Below are 17,110 nucleotides of genomic sequence, written 5' to 3'. Positions count from 1 at the left end.
GACGATCTGTGAGCACATACCTAAATCGTAAATCGCTGGTCGGTTGCCTCTTTGCCGTCGGCTTGATGGGTGAACTCTCGTCCGTGGCGCTGGCAGTCGAAGATAGTAGTGATCATTCACCTGCTACTCCTGCAAAAACAACGAACAAGCCTGCAACTACGACAAACGAGTCAAAGCCCGATCACGGGTCAATGGACCACAGCAAGATGAGCCATGAGTCGATGGATCATGACCAAAAAACCAAAAAGGCAGATTGAGATCATGACCAGTAAATTTCTACGCCCAACGTTGATGGCACTGGCAGTCTCTACCAGTCCTGCTTTCTTTGTCGTGGCTCACGCCGCTGAAGAGATGGATCACTCCAAGATGGACCACGGCTCAATGGGAGCTATGGACCATAGCAAGATGGGGGCTATGGATCACAGCAAGATGAGTATGGGTGACGGGCAAATGGACGGAATGGAAAGTATGGATGGAGGGGCTACCACCAGCCGAACTCCAATCCCTGTACTGACCGACACTGACCGTGCTGCCGCCTTTCCAGATGTGGCTGGTCATGGGGTTCACGACAAGAAGGTCAACTCCTTCATGCTGCTGGATAAGTTTGAGTACCAGGATGCTGACAACGGTAGTGCATTGGCCTGGGATGCAAAAGGATGGATCGGCGGTGACGTTGACCGACTGTGGTTGCGCTCGGAAGGCGAACGTACCAATGGCGTAACGGAAAACGCTGAACTCTCAGCACTTTGGGGGCACTCCATCGGTCCATGGTGGGATGTCGTCACCGGCGTACGACAAGACTTCAAGCCCGGGTCACCACAGACTTGGGGAGCGCTCGGTATTCAGGGCATGGCCCTCTATAACTTTGAAGCCGAAGCGACTGCCTACATCGGTGAGAACGGTCAAACCGCTGCTCGATTGGAAGGCGACTACGACATTCTGCTGACCAATCGCCTGATCTTGCAGCCGACGGCCGAAGCCAATTTTTACGGAAAAAATGATCCTCAGCGCGGCATTGGGTCTGGATTGGCAAACACCGAAGTAGGGCTCCGATTGCGCTATGAGATTGTTCGCCAATTTGCCCCTTACATTGGGGTTAGCTGGAGCCGCTCATACGGCAATACGGCAGACCTGGCCAGCGATGAAGGAGAGGATGCGAACGAGGCGCGATTTGTCGCCGGTATTCGGATGTGGTTTTGAGGGCCTGACATGAAAAGAACATTGAAAACATTGACTGCTGCCGGGGTGGTCGCCGCAATAGTAGGTGCCGGCGTGGTGTATTTTGGTGTGATCAATGTTGGGGCGGATGATCCGCATTTCGGCCCCGTTCACTCACTTCTTTCCACTGCTCGGGATCGCTCGATTGCTGTGCGCTCACGCGATATTAAAGTCCCCGACCTGAGCGAAGAAGCTCTCATCCGCGCAGGTGCTGGCAACTACAACGCTATGTGCATCGGTTGCCATCTGGCTCCGGGTATTGCAGGAACCGAGTTAAGTAATAGCCTTTACCCTGCACCTCCGAATCTTTCAAAACTGGGCGTTGATGGAAACCCTGCCGCAGCTTTCTGGATCATCAAGCATGGAATCAAATCCACAGGCATGCCCGCTTGGGGTAAAAGCATGGCCGATCCCTACATCTGGGGAATGGTCGCTTTTCTCCAGCAGCTGCCTTCATTGAATGCAGAGCAATACAACGCTCTAGCAACCAGCAGCGGTGGCCATCAACACGATGGCGGCGAGAGCCAAATGCATAACCATGAAGGTCAGCATGATGCTCAAAAACAGGCCGCCACTGGACATCATGATGCGGGAGCAGCCGAAGAGGTAGCCGAAGCAGGCGACCATCATGGCGAGAGAAACAGCGCCCATGCTCATGAGGCGGTCGCAGCACCTACTCAGGATGAAAGTACCGGAAACGCCCATCCTCAGGGTGTAGGGGCTTCACATGACGCTCCAGCAACTCCGGTCGTTCAGCCAAAAACTCATACCCATGCTGATGGGAAGGAGCATACCCATGCGAAATAACTTTCGTCGTCCCGGTCGGGCACTTCGCCTCGCTGCATTCGCGGCTCTGTTTATCAGTTCATCTGGTCATGCAGCAGAGTCGCTGACGATCGACGTCCATCGTGACGCTAACTGTGGGTGCTGCAAGAAGTGGATCCAACACCTTGAAGCTAACGGCTTCACCGTCGTTGATCATGTAGAAACCAACATGAGCGCGGTCAAGCAGAATCTCGGTGTTGCTCCACGACTCTCGTCCTGCCACACAGCAATGATCAATGGAAAGTTTGTTGAAGGTCACGTGCCCGCCGAGCAAATCATTGCGATGAGCAAACGTGACGACCTTCTCGGAATCGCTGTTCCTGGCATGCCGGTTGGATCTCCAGGCATGGAAGTCAACGGAAAACGTGATGCTTATCAGATAATCGGCCTGACCAAAGCCGGCGCGGATCAGGTCCTTGCTGAATACCCCGGCAATTAATCTGGCCCTGTCCATCTAACACTGCATGGCTACCGTCCACCATGGCCATGCAGCGAGAAATGCTTTTTCCATTACGTGTTCAAGCAGTAGAAGAAGTCGTAAGGGGGCCGAGGACAGCAACAAGGGAGGACGCAGTACAACTGTGGCCTAAACTGCGGCGTTCAATTGTGTTTTTTTTTGCAGGCTTTTCAGGCGCAGGGTCGCGCGTTGCACAGCGGCCATCTTTTCTGGACGCTTCATCCGCTTCCATTTTCTGATGTCTTCCTTGGTGCGACCGCAGCTCAAACATAGTTCGCTGTTCAGCTGGCAAACGGAAATACATGGGTTTTCGATGTCCTTGGCCATGGTTTAACTTCGCGTGGATCGTGTACGTGTTAAACGCTGCCGCCAGTCACCGGCATTCGACCGCTGACATTGCTCTTCAGTATCGAAATGCACGTTGGCCGACACCTGACTGATGTGAACATTCGCTTCACTTAACGCCAGGGTCGTCAGTTCGAGCATCCGCTTGTCTTGCCCAATGGCAAGCACATCATCCCTGTTGGCATCGGTGTCGAAGACCCAAACAACCATCAGACTGGAGGGAAATCGCGCGTAATCCACATCGTGAGTCAACCAAGAGAAGCCCACTATCTCTTCCTTGGCCGTCTCGCAGGCCTTGGTCAGGGCAGCAATCAGACGACGCTCGATTTGCGCCTGATCCCGTTTGCTCAAAAGCATATCTCGATCCTTATTTTCATTTCAGTCGACTATGCGTTCATTTCTAAGCCGGAACGGGGCTTGAGCCGGTGAACCAGTTCCCAGCTTCGTGCGGTATTCAACAGTCAGATGCGTGACTTCATGAACCGTAGCAAGCCGTTCTCGTATGTCTTCGGCGTTCACTGCTGGGCTGCCCAGAACACTCACAATCGCGGCCCGGGCTTGCGGCCCCACCTGCCAGACATGAAGATCAATGATCGAAGCATCTCCAGGCGTTTCAACCAGTTCACGAATTTCTTGGGCTACATGTTCATCTGTCTGGTCGAGCAATACACCCGCAGTCACCCGCATCAACGACCAAGCCCAGCGTGCAATAACAACTGCACCCACAATCCCCATTACAGGGTCGAGCCATACCCAACCAAGGTATCGGCCAGCAAGCAACGCAGCGATGGCCAGAACCGAGGTCAGGGCATCTGCAATGACGTGAACGTAAGCAGAGCGCAAATTATTGTCGTGACCATGCGCATGGTGAGATTGATCGTGGCCGTGGTCATGTCCATGGTGATGATCATGTCCACCAGAAAGCAAAAGCGCGCTCACGACATTCACTGCTAATCCGACAACTGCGATAAGAGTCGCTGTCCCGAATTGCACTTGAGTCGGTTGAAAGAGACGGAATAGCGATTCTCCGCCAATTCCCAAGGCGACCAGTCCCAAAATCAGAGCAGAGGCGAAGCCACCCAAGTCTCCCACCTTGCCAGTTCCAAAACTGTAGCGAGCACTTGAGGCATGTCTTTTTGCATATCCGTAAGCAGCTGCGGCTATGCCAAGTGCTCCCGCGTGCGTTGCCATGTGAAAACCATCGGCAAGCAACGCCATTGAGCCTGTGAGATAACCTGCGGTGATTTCAGCAACCATCATAACGACGGTCAGAGCCACCACCCACAAGGTTCGCTTGGCGTTTTCTTCATGTGATGCCCCCAGGAACATATGGTCGTGGGAATAGTCGGTGAACGAATTACTCATCTGGGCAAATCCTATTTGGAATAGCGGCGAATGGCTTCGAGAAGCTCATCGACGCCTTTCGCTCTTTCTTCGTTGCTGAGTGTCGGATTCGCGACATGTTCACGAGCGTGGTCTTCGATGATTTCATCCATCAGCCCATTGATAGCGCCACGGGTCGAAGCGACCAAAAGCAAGGTTTTTGAGCAATCATCATCAGAGTCGAGTGCTCGCTCAATCGCCTGGATTTGCCCCGCGATTCGCTTTACGCGCTTGAGAAGATTGTCTTTGCTCGATCTCACATGACCCATACCATACCCCCCCTACCTATAATGAAAGTATGATCACACGCTCCAACTAGCCATACAAGCCAGGGAGGGAATACATCCGACCGGCAGCGTCGCAGCATTTGAATGCTGCAATCGAAACATTTAGCACGTCGCCTCGCCGTGCAGAACCAATACAAGCCGGCGGGCGGGCCCGCACTTCAGTAATTCGATAGATGGCGTAGCGCCTATTTCTTGAGCTGCCATGGACTATGATTTAGGATCGAACCATATCCCCCCAGGGGGGATATTCGCACTGGACAGAGACGAAACCAGCTGATTGCGTCTCTTCGTGAAAAGTTAGGTAACCGCCTGGTCACGCACTTCGCCACCTGAGATCTTCCATGCTGAAAATCCTAGCCAACCGAACCTACCGTCATCTCTTTCTCGCCCAAGTAATCGCACTCGTAGGGACTGGACTCGCCACTGTCGCGCTGGGCCTGCTGGCGTTCGACCTTGCGGGCGCCCAAGCAGGTGCTGTCCTCGGTACAGCGCTGGCGATCAAAATGACGGCCTACATTGGCGTTGCACCAATCGCGGCGGCTTTTGCTGAACGTCTACCCCGTCGAGCGATGCTGGTCTCGCTGGATCTGGTGCGAGCACTGGTCGCGCTCGCTCTGCCGTTTGTGACGGAAGTCTGGCAGATCTACGTGCTGATTTTTGTTCTCCAGTCAGCCTCGGCGGCGTTCACCCCGACATTTCAGGCAACCATTCCAGACATCCTGCCGGATGAAGACGACTACACCCGCGCCTTGTCGCTATCACGTCTCGCCTATGATCTTGAAAGTGTCGCCAGCCCTATGCTCGCCGCCGCGTTGCTGACCGTTATCAGCTTCCATAACCTGTTCGCCGGCACTGTCATCGGTTTCCTCGCTTCAGCGGCCCTGGTCGCCACAGTTGTGCTGCCAAAGGCGAAGCCGACGCCACAACGCAGCATCTACGAACGAACTACCCGTGGTATGCGCATATTCCTGGCCACCCCTCGCCTACGGGGGCTGCTGGCTCTTAATCTGACAGTAGCTGCTGCCAGTGCCATGGTCATCGTCAATACGGTGGTGCTGGTGCAGTCGCGCTTCGCTCTGCCTCAGAGTTCTACGGCATTGGCGCTGGCCGCGTTTGGTGGTGGCTCCATGGTCGCGGCCCTGGTCTTGCCACGCCTGTTGAAAAACATCAAAGACCGAACGGCCATGCTGTTTGGTGGAGGAATACTGGTTGCAGGCTTGGCCGTTGGCATCAACCTGAGCACCTACAACTTCCTGCTGCCGCTGTGGATGTTACTGGGCGTGGGCTATTCCTTGGCTCAGACCCCAAGCGGTCGGCTGTTGCGTCGCTCAGCACATGCCGAAGACCGCCCGGCGCTGTTTGCCGCCCAATTTGCTCTATCCCACGCCTGCTGGTTGATTACCTACCCATTGGCGGGATGGCTGGGTGCCAACATCAGCCTCACGGCGTCATTTGTTGGGCTCGCTGTCGTGGCAGGTAGCGCACTGGCGGTCAGTATTGTGATCTGGCGTCCTGCTCATGACCAAGAGTCGATCAAACACACCCATGAGAACCTGCCGGATGATCATACTCACCTCGACGGCCAAGATGGTGCAGATCACGAACACCCGTATGTGATCGACGATCAGCATCGCCGCTGGCCAAGTTGAGGGGGCTATAGTTTCAATGATTTGCCAAACCTCAGACCAGAAACCGTCGAGCTTGCAGAGCGACAAGATGGCCCAAATAGAAGCTTTAGCCCCACTGCCGCACAGGCCAAACCGTGTAGGTGAACGTCTGACACAGAAGCCAGAGTCTGATCAGCGGCGCAACGCACGCAGCGCTTAGGACCAGAGAGGAATAGACTTCCAAATCCAATGCCCTGGTTACGATGCCGCTACGAGTGTTGCCCAGCAGACATAAAACCGCTGGTAACAACCAAAGAACACCGGACCGCTTGATCGCTAACAAAACAGGCATGTGCCCTGCCCTGTTGCAGCAGTTCAGCGAAGTTGGGCATTTCAGACCTAGAGGTACTTGGTGATTTGTTTGAAGGCTTCTAGTGGTGCGCGCTCGCCATTGTTCAAGGCCGAGACGGTGTCTTCCAGGCAGTGATCAATGTGATCCTGAATGAGCGTGCGCTTGGCTTGGCACACCGCTTTTTCGACCGCATGCAGCTGCTGGGCGATGTCCACGCACTGACGACCTTCTTCAATCATGGTGATGATGCCGCGTAAATGACCATCCGCCCGCTTGAGGCGCTTGATGATCGCCTCGTGACTTTGGTGGGTGTGGGGATGGCTATGTTCGTGTTCGTGCTCACTCATGACTTGAGCCTCAGGCCTCAATGAATTACGCTGGCATCCTATCCCCCCTAGGGGGATATGGTCAAACGTATTGCGGTCACAACAAACGAGTTAGAACCCCGGACACTATGCTCAACAGATCCCTGACAACGACAGTGGTATTCGCGCTTGTTCTCGCCATGTTTGTGGCCTGGGCTGGGCATACCTATACGTTGTCGGTAACGACGAAACCCCCTGCCTGGGAGATCGCGCAAGACGCCTATCACTCCCATGAAGAGCAAGCCGAGATGTCGTGTGCGAGCTGCTCGGATCACTATCACTCCCCGTTGACCCCTGACCATCAGCACGAAACGCCACAGCTCACCTCCGCGTTGAGTTTGGCCGCGCAGCCGAAGCTCTCTATGCAGGTCGATGAACCACGCTATTCCGTTCCCCGTCCGCCGATTTTCTTGATCGAGCGGCCACCCCGTCCTTCGTTCGCATCCTGACCATGGCCGCACTGCGGCCTTTGATCCCTGCAACGTAGGATTGATTTATGCATTCGCACTCGATGAGCGGCGTTGACGCATTTACTGCGCCTTCGCGTCGCCTGCTACTTCTGCTGTTTTTATTTGTCGCGTCACTTTTCCTCGCAATGCCCGAGGCGATGGCTCATGCCGTCGCCGAAGGTGACAAGGGATTCATCCAGGAAAGCTCCGGTGTCATGTTGCTGCCCTTCATCTACATGGGCGCCAAGCACATGATGACGGGCTACGACCACCTGCTGTTTCTGTTCGGGGTGATCTTCTTCCTCTACCGCCTGAAAGATGTTGGGCTCTACGTCACGCTATTCGCCATAGGCCACTCGGTCACGCTGCTGCTGGGTGTGCTGACTGAGATCAGCATCAGCTCTTACATCATCGACGCCATCATCGGTTTTTCGGTGGTGTACAAGGCGCTCGATAACCTGGGCGCATTCCAGCGCTGGTTCGGTTTCCAACCCAACACCAAAGTGGCCACGTTGATCTTCGGCCTGCTTCACGGTTTCGGTCTGGCGACAAAGATCCAGGAGTACGAGATCTCTTCTGATGGCCTGATTCCGAACCTGATCGCCTTCAACGTCGGCGTCGAGATCGGCCAATTGCTGGCTCTCAGCGCGATTCTCATTCTGATGGGGTACTGGCGGCGCACCAGCAGTTTCTGGCGCCACGCCTATACCGCCAACGTCGCCATGATGAGTGCCGGTTTTCTCCTGATGGGTTACCAGATCACCGGCCTGTTTGTCTCCGCGTAAGGAATTCTGACCATGTTCAATACTCCGCTTCCAACTGTTAATGACTTGCCCAGCACCCGCCAACTGGTACGTTCGACTGTTATTGCACTGCTGACTGCGGTCGGCCTGCTGGTGACAGTGGTCATGCCTTCGGAATACGCCGTTGATCCAACGGGTGTGGGTCGCGCACTGGGTCTGACCCAAATGGGCGAATTGAAGATCATCCTTGCGCAAGAGGCGTTGGCGGATGCAGCTGCGCCGCAAGCAGTAGCTCCGGCTCCGGCTCCGGCTCCGGCTCCGGCTCCGGCTCCGCAGGTTGCACAAGTCCAACCTATTGCGAAACCTGTTGCTCAATCAGTTGCGACACCTGCCCCTGCTCTGAAGACGAATCAAATGACCGTCACGCTCAAACCAGGTGAAGGGACAGAAATCAAACTGGAAGTGCTGAAGAACAAAACTGTTAGCTACGAATGGACAGCGGCTGGCGGACCGGTGAACTATGACACCCATGGCGAGCCCTACAACGGTGAAAAGGGGTACTTCCACAGCTACACCAAGGGCAAGCAGGTCAAAAGTGATAAAGGTGAATTCACCGCCATTTTTGACGGCACCCACGGTTGGTTTTGGCGCAATCGCAGCAACAACGACGTGACCATCTCACTGAAAACGACCGGCGATTACTTGAGCGTCAAACAGTAATTCGAAACGGCGATGGCTGTTCTACCGCAGAAAATGCAGCGCTCAGCCTTACCACAGCCCATTTATTTCATCCATTTTTGAAGAGTCTTCCCATGAAACTCCCAACAACGCTGATTCGTTCGATGGTCCTGATCTGCTTCCTTGGCCTGATGACGGCATGCGGTGGTGGAGAGAAAGGCGCAACCTCCGAAAGCGCTGAGCACGGCCATTCACACGAGTAACACCCTAAAAAACAAGGCCGCAAATGCGGCCTTCGTTTCTACATTTATTCTTTACTCAACAACACCCTCCTCACCCGACACTCTTCGACCTCTACAACCGTCATGCTCCACTCCTGCCACTTGAGCTTATCCCCAATGATCGGCAGACGATCTAGCTTGCTCATGACCAACCCCGCGAGCGTCTGATAGTCATCAGTTGACGTCAGCTCAGATTATTTGATTCAAAAAGCAGCTTCAGTCACTGCGACCGCTTGCACTCAACTCACCATTAATAAAAAGGGTAATGAAGAGGCGGTGCCCCACAAGCTGCTAGTAAAGAACGGCAAAGAGGGGTAAACCTTTGAAAGGTCGATGTAGACCTTACAATTTGACCACACCACGAGAGCCGACACCCGGCTGCATAAATTGATGTGGATCAACCGTGGCACTTCGATGTGCTGTATGTTGAAAAATCAAAACCCGCTAATCAGTACCGGTGATTCTCCATGTTCTGGTTTCGCCATCGTCAACCAACGTTCATACGCCTCGCCATCGTGCTGTGGGTGTTAGCGTTTGGTCTGGCAGCGACCCAGGGATGTCTGGTACAGCCCAGCCACAATCCGGCTACAACTCATGTCTCGCTGAACACCGCGCAAGATCACGATAGCCACGACACCCATGCCCTCGGTTGCCTTAAGCACTGCGCCGATGCGGCAATAGCTGTAAGTCCTTCGCTCCCTCTTCAAATATTTGACCTGTTCAGTGGGACGTTTCTGTTCCTGATCCCTGCGTTGCTGATTTTGTCGCTCGCCAACCCCTCCGCTTTTGCCTTTCTTGCATTACGGCGCCCTGTACCGGCCAGACCGCCTGCCCGCCTGATTTTCGTCCGTTTCAACGATTAATCCGACCTTCTGCGCGCCGATCTTCGGCGCACTGTCTGACTGCGCCAACATGGTGCGGCTTGGTATTACCTGAGTTGTCCTCACCCATTGGAGATTGCCATGCATGCCTCATTGAAATTTATCCTCGCCACCCTGCTCGTGAGCAGCCCACTCATGGCCTCGGCAGTCGATGAGCATCACCCGGAGCAGACGCCGACCACGCCCGCCCAGACAAGCGAAGCAGCTACGCCGATGCAAAACAATGTCATGACCGAGCAAATGCAAAAAATGCAGGCTGCACACGACAAGGCAGCCGCCGCCAAGACCCCTGCCGAGCGACACGCCGCCATGCAGGAGAGCATGAAGACGATGAAGGACAGCATGGCCATGATGCATAAGAACTGTCATGGCATGGGCATGGCCGGCAACAAAGACGGCATGGAGATGGGAATGATGAACATGATGATGAAAATGATGGATCAGCAATCGAGCATGATGAAGATGCCGATGAGCAAGTGACGCGTACAAGCCTGTAGGCAATGCAACGGCGGTTTTACCTTTGCCAATAAGCCAAGGGTAAAACTGCCGCCCGTTGACCTATACGAAGCATCACTAACAGCACTTCCCTCAGGAGTACAGAACCATGATGAATTCACCACATTCCGCTAACACCTCCCCAACATTTTGGAGGAGCAAACCCGGCATAGCACTCGGCATGCTGCTGGTGATCGTGCTGTTCTATCTGGCAAGAGAACACTACGGCCATATGCTGGGCTTACTGCCTTACATGATTTTGCTGTTGTGCCCGCTGATGCATTTTTTCGGGCACCACCACGGTGGTCACCGTCATCACGGCGAAACCTCAGCCTCAACCAAGGATGCGAACAGGAGTTAGCTCATGCCCACCCCTGAGCTTCGTTCAGAGCACGACCCATTACAGAAGTCTGAACCCCAACTCACCGGCTCCCATGATCCGGTATGTGGCATGACCGTCAGTAACGACAGCCAGTTCAGCACGGAATATGAGGGGCAAAACTACCGGTTCTGCAGCCAGAAATACCAAACGACCTTCAGGGCAGCGCCCAAGCGTTATCGAATATCTCAACTGAAAATCGAACAAGTCCAAATTCACCACGATGCTCGCGCTGGTTTCCGCCGGACTCGGCGTCGGGTTACTACCCGCCCATGCCGGGCGGGCGCTGCCCCCCAATGTCATTTTCAAACCCTTGGAACTGGGGAGTTGGTTGATCCGCCAGCTCAAAAAAGTGCGCGGAATGCAACCTACCGGTGTGTCCAAAACCCTCGATACCCGTAGACAGGGTCGCACCACGCAGGCCCATTTCTTTGGCCAAATCAACAATCCATTCGCCGAGCATCTTCCCTTGATAGCGACGATTCTGTTGAGTAAAGAAAACCACTAGAAAACCTTTCATGTTCATCTCCTCAGCGCGTGCCAATCATTTGATAGGACAAAAGCCCGGCAGCGGTCATTACCAACGAGCCTACGACGTGTAATGAAATTGAGCCGAACGCCCAGAGCAGTCTGCCCTCCTGAATCAGGGCAACTGTTTCGGCTGAAAACGTGGAGAAAGTAGTAAGCCCCCCACAGAACCCCGTGATGATCAGCAGGCACCACTCAGGGCTTAGGGAGGGGGATGCGGCCAAGAATGCGAGGACCAAGCCAATGATGTAGCCCCCGACCATGTTCGCCACCACAGTCCCAGGGGGAATTGTCGGGAACAACGCGTTTAGCTTTATACCTAGGAGCCAACGTAACCAGGCACCAAGCGATGCGCCGATAGCGATAACTAGGGCTGATTTAGCCGAGGAGGTGCTGATAACCGCACAGTACGAGAGGGGGCTGATATGAGATTTGAAGTCACGATCCTGTCCTAAATTGGAGGACAGGGACACACCTACGCACCCTGTCCAGGGTTCACGTAGGCATCATCAGCACGAAGGCGGTTAAAGGAGGAATGCCATCTCCTGTTTTTATCCTATAGCAGCGGCGCTAAGACTTTCAAGCCACCAAATGTTGATAGGCACGTACTTTTCAAGACTAGCAGTTGTGACCAGGCGGTTATCGACTGAACAGGTTTCGCATCCACAACGCCGACCAGAATACCCCACGCCCCTCGCATTGCCGTTCAAGAAATGGATCGTTTTCCAACTGATCATTGAGTCGAGGCATCAATACAACCCGCTTTGGTGTATACACCCGACTGCTCCGGGACAACTTTGTTGACACTCGACAATGAGGCGTACAACTCGACCTGTGCCTGACAATTTCCTTTTCGGTTCAGGGTTATGCTGTGAGGCACTGGGCTTACCGAACAAGAGCCCTCTTACTTGAGTACAAGGTACGCATGTTTTTCAATTGGGCTTAGCAGGCTCTGGGTGGAGAAGGAACACCCACTCAGAATCAGCTTTTCCCCTGAAATCTTGAAGGCAAGGGGCGCCTGATTCTGAGATTCGGAGGTGGTCCATTCACCTTCAGCCCAAGTCCCAACAACCGTTTTATCCATTTCAAACGATTGCTTAGGGGATGACTCTTTTTGATCGCAGCCACTGCCTAGCATCACTGCGAGCAAAACGGGTGAAACAGTTAAGACACTTGTGAACCGGTTCATGACTTGCCTCCAACACTTGCCTGCCTTACCTCAAATGCCTGGCTGCTGGTAGCGATTGGCTGCAAGCCTTTCAGAGCGGCTTCACATCGCCTCGGCATGCCTCGGTAACCCGATAGAAATCAGTGCTGCGAGCAGCACAAAGGCGCTCGATATCCACAAGCACGCCCCCAGCCCATACACCTGATAAACCCAGCCGGAGAGTACCGTGCCGATCAACCGTCCCATGGCGTTGGACATGTAATAAAAACCCACATCCAGCGACACGCCATCTTCCTTGGCGTAGGACACGATCAGGTAGCTGTGCAGCGACGAATTCACTGCGAACAACGCACCAAAAACCATCAGTCCGCCGAGCAGCACCACCTGTTGCGACAGCCCGGTGTACAGAGCGAGAGCAATGGCCGCGGGCAGGCCCGCCAGTGCAAGTGCCCACAAAAACGCCGCACGACCATCCGGTACGTGCTCCCGTTTCTTTCCAGTGATGTTGGGCGCGAAGGACTGCACGATGCCGTAGCCAATCACCCAGACCGCCAGAAATCCACCGACCTTCCAGAAGTCCCAGCCGAAGACACTGCTCAGGTACACCGGCAATGCCACTACAAACCAGACATCGCGGGCGCCGAACAGGAACATCCGCGCCGCTGAGAGGATATTGATCGCCCGGCTTTTGGACAGAATGTCGCGAAACTTTGGCTTGGCTTTGGCTTTGCCCAAGTCCTTCTTCAACAGAATCAAGCTGCTGATCCAGATCAGCGCCAAGACACCCGCCATGGCCAGCAAGGCGCCTTTGAAGCCGATGAGTGCCAGCAAGGCTCCGCCGAGAAAGAAGCCGACACCCTTGAGTGCGTTCTTCGAGCCGGTGAGGATCGCCACCCACTTGTAGAGCTTGCCCTGCTGCCCATCAGGAACCAGAAGCTTGATGGAGCTTTTCGCACTCATCTTGTTCAGGTCTTTGGCAATCCCCGACAATGCCTGAGCGCCCATCACCCATGGGATGGTCAGCAAGGCCGAGGGCACTGTCAGCATCAACAGCGCCGCGACCTGGATGCCCAGCCCGATGTTCATGGTTCGGTTCAGACCCAGCCGAGCGCCAAGGTAGCCACCCACCAGGTTGGTGATCACGCCAAAGAGTTCGTAGAACAGAAACAACGCCGCGATTTGCAGTGGGCTGTAGCCCAACGCGTGAAAGTGCAGCACCACCAACATACGCAAAGCGCCGTCGGTGAGCGTGAATGCCCAGTAGTTGCCCGTGACGAGCAGGTACTGCCGCACTTCCGGAGCGAGGCCTGACAACGCTTTCATGACCGCTCCTTAGATTACCAGACCGACCATTTTGGCCAGTTCGACGGTGCGGTTGGCATAGCCCCATTCGTTGTCGTACCAGGCATAGAGTTTGACCTGGGTACCGTTGATGACCATGGTCGATAGCGCATCGATGATCGATGAGCGTGGATCGGTGCGGTAGTCGATGGACACCAGTGGACGTTCCTCGAAGCCGAGGATGTCTTTCAGCTCGTTCTCGGAGGCGTCCTTGAGGAACTGATTCACCTCCTCGACAGTGGTGGCCCGCTCGACCTCGAAGACACAGTCGGTCAACGAAGCGTTGGCCAGCGGCACGCGTACCGCGTGACCATTCAGGCGCCCACGCAGCTCCGGAAAGATTTCGGCAATGGCGGTGGCCGAGCCGGTACTGGTTGGGATCAGGCTCATGCCGGAGGCACGCGCACGGCGCAGATCCTTGTGTGGCTGATCTAGGATGCTTTGGGTGTTGGTCAGGTCGTGGATGGTGGTGATCGAGCCGTGGCGAATGCCCAGCTTTTCGTGGATGACTTTCACCACGGGCGCCAGACAGTTGGTGGTGCATGAAGCAGCGGTGACGATGCGGTGCTGCGCAGGGTCGAACAGGTGCTGGTTTACACCCATCACCACGTTCAACGCGCCTTTTTCCTTCACCGGAGCGCAGACCACCACACGCTTAACGCCCTGATCCAGGTAAGCCTGAAGCACAGCGACGGTTTTCATCTTGCCGCTGGCCTCAATCACCAGATCGCAATCCGACCAGTCGGTGTCGGCAATCGCTTTGTTCGCGGTCACCTTGATGCGCTTGCCGCCAATCACTACATGATCGCCTTCTGCGCTGGCTTCGTTGTGCCAACGACCATGCACAGAGTCAAAGTTGATCAGGTGCGCATGGGTTACTGCATCGCCTGCCGGATCGTTGATCTGCACGAATTCAAACTCTGGCCAGCTCCAGGCTGCTCGCAGCGCGAGGCGACCGATCCGACCAAAACCATTGATTCCAACTTTGATAGCCATGTTGTTGTGCTCTGTATCTGTTGTCAGAGGGAGTTCGACTGAGGGTCGAACTGGCCGATGTATTTAATATGGGCAGGATGCTGAATGGCGCGTGGACGCAACGACTGAACATCGCGGATGGCATCGCTGAATGGCATACCGCTCTCGATCAACAGTTGAGCGGCGACCAATCCGGTGCGGCCCGAGCCCCCCTTGCAATGGATGGCAATGGTTTTCCCTTCGGTCAGCAACTGCTTAAGTCGTGAATGATGCTGGTCCCATGCGGCCTTGAATGCTTCGCCAGGCGCTTGATCGTCTTCTACTGGCAGGTGAAACCACTCGATGCCGAGCATTTGGCACTCTTCGGGCAGCAGGTCGATCTCGTTCTGAAGCAACTCTTCTGTTGGCATCAGCGTCAGCAACGCCGATGCCCCTGCATCCTTGAGGGTTTGCAACGCCTCGAAAGGTCGGGGGCCCTTCGTGCCTGGGCACGGGGTGAAGATCAATTGGCCTTTGAACTGTGCCAGAGGCAGTACGGAATAAGGGTGTTGTTGCACGTTGAAAAATCCTCAGAGGGAGCGCTGATTGACACGTTTCATGAGTTCTTCCGCTGACTCTTTGCGCTCGGAATAACGATCCACCAGATAGTCCTGACGGTCGCGAAGCAGCAGCGTGAATTTCACCAGCTCTTCCATCACATCAACGACGCGGTCGTAGAAGGGAGAAGGCTTCATCCGGCCGTTGTCGTCGAATTCCATATAGGCCTTCGGCACGGAGGATTGGTTGGGGATGGTGAACATGCGCATCCAACGTCCCAGCACTCGCAGCTGATTGACCACGTTGAACGACTGCGAGCCACCGCACACCTGCATGACGGCGAGAGTTTTGCCCTGGGTCGGGCGTACCGCGCCCATGGCCAGCGGCACCCAGTCGATCTGTGCCTTGAACACTGCGCTCATGGAGCCGTGACGTTCTGGAGAGCACCAGACCTGCCCCTCGGACCACAGCATCAGCTCGCGCAATTCCTTCACGCGTGGGTGATCGTCCGGAGCATCATCTGGCAGCGGTAAACCTGACGGATTGAAAACCCGCGCCTCGGCGCCGAAGTGCTCCAGCAGTCGAGCAGCTTCCTCTACGAGCAGACGACTGAAGGAGCGTTCACGGGTCGATCCGTACAGCAGCAAAATGCGCGGCTTGTGGATGGAGGTCTTTTCGATACCGAGTTTGTCTGTCGATGGGAGATCAACCAGTTCGGTATCGAGTTGGGGGATATGGTCATCAAACATAGTCTTTGTCCTGCGCAACGGCGCTCTTGGATTCATCGAACCAGCGGCGTTTCAACCAGAGGGCCACACCGACCAGAGAAATCAATACCGGCACTTCCACCAACGGGCCAATCACCGTGGCGAAAGCGACCGGGGAAGCCAGGCCGAAGGTGGCAATGGCGACGGCAATCGCCAGTTCGAAGTTGTTGCTTGCGGCTGTGAAAGCCAGTGCGGTGGTGCGCGGATAGTCAGCCTTGAGCAGCTTGCCCATCCAGAAACTGATGAAAAACATCACCACGAAGTAGATCGTCAGAGGGATCGCGATACGCAATACATCCAGCGGCAATTGCAGCACCACATCACCCTTGAGGCTGAACATGGCCACGATGGTCAACAACAGTGCCACCAGTGTCAGCGGGCTGATCTTTGGAATGAAGCGCTCCTGAAACCAAGCTTCACCTTTACGGGCAATGAGGATCTTGCGAGTCAGGTAGCCTGCCAGGAACGGCACACCCAGGTAGATCAGGACGGACTCGGCAATGCTGACAAAGCTGGTCTCAATCACACTGCCTTCCAACCCAAACAGCGGCGGCAGCAGACCAAGGAAGACCCAGGCATACACACTGAAAAACAGGATCTGGAAGATGCTGTTGAACGCCACCAATCCGGCGACGTACTGATTGTTGCCACCTGCGATCTGATTCCAGACCAGCACCATCGCGATGCAGCGAGCCAAGCCGATCAGGATCAGGCCCGTCATGTATTCCGGCTGGTCCCGCAAGAAAATGATCGCCAGTGCGAACATCAGCACCGGGCCAATGACCCAGTTCTGGACCAAAGACAAAACGAGGATGCGCTTGTCCTTGAAGACTTCCGGCAGTTCCTCATAACGAACCTTGGCCAGAGGCGGATACATCATCACGATTAAGCCGATAGCGATGGGGACGTTGGTTGTGCCCACAGAAAGACTGTTGAGCCACTGCGGCCAGCCTTCAAACAGGCTCCCCAAACCGATGCCCAAGGCCATGGCGAGAAAAATCCAAAGGGTCAGGTATCGGTCCAGGAAGGAAAGGCGGCTTTTACTCATG

General features: G+C 55.0%; 23 protein-coding genes, 4 pseudogenes and 1 riboswitch. Of the genes and pseudogenes, 13 read left to right on the top strand and 14 right to left on the bottom strand.

Going from position 1 to position 17,110, the window contains the following annotated elements:
* Positions 1-8: 8 nt before the first annotated feature.
* From ACYZUA_RS12905 to ACYZUA_RS12890, 4 genes are read left to right on the top strand one after another with little or no spacing between them, the layout of a single operon-like run.
* Entirely contained in the window at positions 9-257 is a 249-nt protein-coding gene (locus tag ACYZUA_RS12905) for a hypothetical protein (RefSeq protein ID WP_175441898.1), read from the top strand.
* Complete coding sequence (locus tag ACYZUA_RS12900) at positions 229-1,200, top strand: copper resistance protein B (RefSeq protein WP_048377470.1); 972 nt, start codon at positions 229-231, stop codon at positions 1,198-1,200. Before ACYZUA_RS12905 ends, ACYZUA_RS12900 begins: the two co-directional genes overlap by 29 nt.
* Before the next feature lie 9 nt (positions 1,201-1,209).
* Positions 1,210-2,025: a c-type cytochrome gene (locus ACYZUA_RS12895; protein WP_461963381.1), complete on the top strand. Its 816-nt coding sequence runs from the start codon at positions 1,210-1,212 to the stop codon at positions 2,023-2,025.
* Complete coding sequence (locus ACYZUA_RS12890; protein ID WP_461963380.1) at positions 2,015-2,482, top strand: DUF411 domain-containing protein; 468 nt, start codon at positions 2,015-2,017, stop codon at positions 2,480-2,482. The genes ACYZUA_RS12895 and ACYZUA_RS12890 overlap by 11 nt, the downstream gene beginning before the upstream one ends.
* 147 nt (positions 2,483-2,629) lie before the next feature.
* Here ACYZUA_RS12890 and ACYZUA_RS12885 read toward each other — a convergent pair whose 3' ends face one another.
* The 4 genes from ACYZUA_RS12885 to ACYZUA_RS12870 are packed head-to-tail and all read right to left on the bottom strand — an operon-like array spanning position 2,630 to position 4,497.
* Entirely contained in the window at positions 2,630-2,827 is a 198-nt protein-coding gene (locus ACYZUA_RS12885) for a DUF1289 domain-containing protein (protein ID WP_461963379.1), read from the bottom strand.
* 3 nt (positions 2,828-2,830) lie between these two features.
* Positions 2,831-3,202 carry a hypothetical protein gene (locus ACYZUA_RS12880; RefSeq protein ID WP_461963378.1) on the bottom strand — a complete coding sequence of 124 codons (372 nt, stop codon included), beginning with the start codon at positions 3,200-3,202 and terminating at the stop codon, positions 2,831-2,833.
* Between the two features lie 21 nt (positions 3,203-3,223).
* Entirely contained in the window at positions 3,224-4,210 is a 987-nt protein-coding gene (gene dmeF / locus ACYZUA_RS12875; RefSeq protein ID WP_461963377.1) for a CDF family Co(II)/Ni(II) efflux transporter DmeF, read from the bottom strand.
* An 11-nt stretch (positions 4,211-4,221) separates the two neighbouring features.
* On the bottom strand, positions 4,222-4,497 hold the full coding sequence (locus ACYZUA_RS12870) for a metal/formaldehyde-sensitive transcriptional repressor (RefSeq protein ID WP_028621219.1): 276 nt from the start codon (positions 4,495-4,497) through the stop codon (positions 4,222-4,224).
* 359 nt (positions 4,498-4,856) lie between these two features.
* On the opposite strand from ACYZUA_RS12870, the gene ACYZUA_RS12865 reads away from it, so the two are divergent.
* On the top strand, positions 4,857-6,164 hold the full coding sequence (locus ACYZUA_RS12865; RefSeq protein ID WP_461963376.1) for an MFS transporter: 1,308 nt from the start codon (positions 4,857-4,859) through the stop codon (positions 6,162-6,164).
* 357 nt (positions 6,165-6,521) lie between these two features.
* Here the strand turns inward: ACYZUA_RS12865 and ACYZUA_RS12860 are convergent, their stop codons facing one another.
* Positions 6,522-6,821, bottom strand: coding sequence for a metal-sensing transcriptional repressor (locus ACYZUA_RS12860; protein WP_069557030.1), 300 nt, complete (start codon positions 6,819-6,821; stop codon positions 6,522-6,524).
* Positions 6,822-7,335: 514 nt separating this feature from the next.
* Here ACYZUA_RS12860 and ACYZUA_RS12855 point away from each other — a divergent pair.
* The 3 genes from ACYZUA_RS12855 (at position 7,336) to ACYZUA_RS12845 (ending at position 8,972) form a co-directional block, all read left to right on the top strand.
* Positions 7,336-8,073 (top strand): HupE/UreJ family protein, encoded by a 738-nt coding sequence (locus ACYZUA_RS12855; RefSeq protein ID WP_461963375.1) that lies wholly within the window; start codon positions 7,336-7,338, stop codon positions 8,071-8,073.
* Between the two features lie 12 nt (positions 8,074-8,085).
* Complete coding sequence (locus ACYZUA_RS12850; RefSeq protein WP_461963374.1) at positions 8,086-8,751, top strand: transmembrane anchor protein; 666 nt, start codon at positions 8,086-8,088, stop codon at positions 8,749-8,751.
* 92 nt (positions 8,752-8,843) lie between these two features.
* On the top strand, positions 8,844-8,972 hold the full coding sequence (locus tag ACYZUA_RS12845; protein WP_461963373.1) for a hypothetical protein: 129 nt from the start codon (positions 8,844-8,846) through the stop codon (positions 8,970-8,972).
* 44 nt (positions 8,973-9,016) lie between these two features.
* On the opposite strand, the pseudogene ACYZUA_RS12840 reads toward ACYZUA_RS12845, so the two are convergent.
* Positions 9,017-9,172 (bottom strand): annotated as a pseudogene (locus ACYZUA_RS12840) (transporter associated domain-containing protein); the annotation flags it as partial.
* Positions 9,173-9,457: 285 nt separating this feature from the next.
* On the opposite strand from ACYZUA_RS12840, the gene ACYZUA_RS12835 reads away from it, so the two are divergent.
* From ACYZUA_RS12835 to ACYZUA_RS12815, 5 genes and pseudogenes are all read left to right on the top strand, one after another.
* Complete coding sequence (locus ACYZUA_RS12835) at positions 9,458-9,853, top strand: hypothetical protein (RefSeq protein WP_461963372.1); 396 nt, start codon at positions 9,458-9,460, stop codon at positions 9,851-9,853.
* 99 nt (positions 9,854-9,952) lie between these two features.
* A complete protein-coding gene (locus tag ACYZUA_RS12830) occupies positions 9,953-10,351 on the top strand; it encodes a hypothetical protein (protein WP_151141722.1) in 399 nt (132 codons plus the stop codon).
* 124 nt (positions 10,352-10,475) lie between these two features.
* Complete coding sequence (locus ACYZUA_RS12825; RefSeq protein ID WP_048377480.1) at positions 10,476-10,727, top strand: DUF2933 domain-containing protein; 252 nt, start codon at positions 10,476-10,478, stop codon at positions 10,725-10,727.
* A gap of 3 nt (positions 10,728-10,730) precedes the next feature.
* Positions 10,731-10,868 (top strand): annotated as a pseudogene (locus tag ACYZUA_RS12820) (hypothetical protein); the annotation flags it as partial.
* 88 nt (positions 10,869-10,956) lie between these two features.
* A pseudogene (locus ACYZUA_RS12815) lies at positions 10,957-11,076 on the top strand (LysR family transcriptional regulator); the annotation flags it as partial.
* Here ACYZUA_RS12815 and ACYZUA_RS12810 read toward each other — a convergent pair.
* The 8 genes and pseudogenes from ACYZUA_RS12810 to arsB all read right to left on the bottom strand — a co-directional run.
* Positions 11,071-11,265 (bottom strand): annotated as a pseudogene (locus tag ACYZUA_RS12810) (DUF190 domain-containing protein); the annotation flags it as partial. The pseudogenes ACYZUA_RS12815 and ACYZUA_RS12810 sit on opposite strands and share 6 nt — an antisense overlap.
* 10 nt (positions 11,266-11,275) lie before the next feature.
* Entirely contained in the window at positions 11,276-11,671 is a 396-nt protein-coding gene (gene crcB, locus ACYZUA_RS12805; RefSeq protein WP_461963966.1) for a fluoride efflux transporter CrcB, read from the bottom strand.
* A 95-nt stretch (positions 11,672-11,766) separates the two neighbouring features.
* Positions 11,767-11,828, bottom strand: a riboswitch (Fluoride riboswitch).
* Positions 11,829-12,177: 349 nt separating this feature from the next.
* The gene (locus ACYZUA_RS12800; RefSeq protein WP_461963371.1) at positions 12,178-12,462 is read right to left on the bottom strand and encodes a hypothetical protein; all 285 of its coding nucleotides are present in this window, start codon (positions 12,460-12,462) and stop codon (positions 12,178-12,180) included.
* A gap of 81 nt (positions 12,463-12,543) precedes the next feature.
* Positions 12,544-13,764, bottom strand: coding sequence for an organoarsenical effux MFS transporter ArsJ (gene arsJ, locus ACYZUA_RS12795; protein ID WP_461963370.1), 1,221 nt, complete (start codon positions 13,762-13,764; stop codon positions 12,544-12,546).
* A 9-nt stretch (positions 13,765-13,773) separates the two neighbouring features.
* Positions 13,774-14,778, bottom strand: a complete 1,005-nt coding sequence (locus tag ACYZUA_RS12790) for an ArsJ-associated glyceraldehyde-3-phosphate dehydrogenase (RefSeq protein WP_461963369.1) — start codon at positions 14,776-14,778, stop codon at positions 13,774-13,776.
* 23 nt (positions 14,779-14,801) lie between these two features.
* Entirely contained in the window at positions 14,802-15,314 is a 513-nt protein-coding gene (locus ACYZUA_RS12785) for a phosphatase domain-containing putative toxin (protein WP_461963368.1), read from the bottom strand.
* 12 nt (positions 15,315-15,326) lie between these two features.
* Positions 15,327-16,043, bottom strand: a complete 717-nt coding sequence (gene arsH, locus ACYZUA_RS12780) for an arsenical resistance protein ArsH (protein WP_461963367.1) — start codon at positions 16,041-16,043, stop codon at positions 15,327-15,329.
* A complete protein-coding gene (gene arsB / locus ACYZUA_RS12775) occupies positions 16,036-17,109 on the bottom strand; it encodes an ACR3 family arsenite efflux transporter (RefSeq protein ID WP_461963366.1) in 1,074 nt (357 codons plus the stop codon). Before arsB ends, arsH begins: the two co-directional genes overlap by 8 nt.
* Position 17,110: the final 1 nt, after the last annotated feature.

This window comes from Pseudomonas sp. LS2P72 (assembly GCF_054897865.1).
This window is presented reverse-complemented; position numbering and strand designations above follow the sequence as displayed.

Bases quoted from the DNA above. Each gene is read 5' to 3' on its own strand.
- ACYZUA_RS12900 (WP_048377470.1), top strand. From the start codon at position 229: ATGACCAAAAAACCAAAAAGGCAGATTGAGATCATGACCAGTAAATTT.
- ACYZUA_RS12895 (WP_461963381.1), top strand. From the start codon at position 1,210: ATGAAAAGAACATTGAAAACATTGACTGCTGCCGGGGTGGTCGCCGCA.
- ACYZUA_RS12890 (WP_461963380.1), top strand. From the start codon at position 2,015: ATGCGAAATAACTTTCGTCGTCCCGGTCGGGCACTTCGCCTCGCTGCA.
- ACYZUA_RS12885 (WP_461963379.1), bottom strand. From the start codon at position 2,827: ATGGCCAAGGACATCGAAAACCCATGTATTTCCGTTTGCCAGCTGAAC.
- ACYZUA_RS12880 (WP_461963378.1), bottom strand. From the start codon at position 3,202: ATGCTTTTGAGCAAACGGGATCAGGCGCAAATCGAGCGTCGTCTGATT.
- dmeF (WP_461963377.1), bottom strand. From the start codon at position 4,210: ATGAGTAATTCGTTCACCGACTATTCCCACGACCATATGTTCCTGGGG.
- ACYZUA_RS12870 (WP_028621219.1), bottom strand. From the start codon at position 4,497: ATGGGTCATGTGAGATCGAGCAAAGACAATCTTCTCAAGCGCGTAAAG.
- ACYZUA_RS12865 (WP_461963376.1), top strand. From the start codon at position 4,857: ATGCTGAAAATCCTAGCCAACCGAACCTACCGTCATCTCTTTCTCGCC.
- ACYZUA_RS12860 (WP_069557030.1), bottom strand. From the start codon at position 6,821: ATGAGTGAGCACGAACACGAACATAGCCATCCCCACACCCACCAAAGT.
- ACYZUA_RS12855 (WP_461963375.1), top strand. From the start codon at position 7,336: ATGCATTCGCACTCGATGAGCGGCGTTGACGCATTTACTGCGCCTTCG.
- ACYZUA_RS12850 (WP_461963374.1), top strand. From the start codon at position 8,086: ATGTTCAATACTCCGCTTCCAACTGTTAATGACTTGCCCAGCACCCGC.
- ACYZUA_RS12845 (WP_461963373.1), top strand. From the start codon at position 8,844: ATGAAACTCCCAACAACGCTGATTCGTTCGATGGTCCTGATCTGCTTC.
- ACYZUA_RS12835 (WP_461963372.1), top strand. From the start codon at position 9,458: ATGTTCTGGTTTCGCCATCGTCAACCAACGTTCATACGCCTCGCCATC.
- ACYZUA_RS12830 (WP_151141722.1), top strand. From the start codon at position 9,953: ATGCATGCCTCATTGAAATTTATCCTCGCCACCCTGCTCGTGAGCAGC.
- ACYZUA_RS12825 (WP_048377480.1), top strand. From the start codon at position 10,476: ATGATGAATTCACCACATTCCGCTAACACCTCCCCAACATTTTGGAGG.
- ACYZUA_RS12800 (WP_461963371.1), bottom strand. From the start codon at position 12,462: ATGAACCGGTTCACAAGTGTCTTAACTGTTTCACCCGTTTTGCTCGCA.
- arsJ (WP_461963370.1), bottom strand. From the start codon at position 13,764: ATGAAAGCGTTGTCAGGCCTCGCTCCGGAAGTGCGGCAGTACCTGCTC.
- ACYZUA_RS12790 (WP_461963369.1), bottom strand. From the start codon at position 14,778: ATGGCTATCAAAGTTGGAATCAATGGTTTTGGTCGGATCGGTCGCCTC.
- arsH (WP_461963367.1), bottom strand. From the start codon at position 16,043: ATGTTTGATGACCATATCCCCCAACTCGATACCGAACTGGTTGATCTC.
- arsB (WP_461963366.1), bottom strand. From the start codon at position 17,109: ATGAGTAAAAGCCGCCTTTCCTTCCTGGACCGATACCTGACCCTTTGG.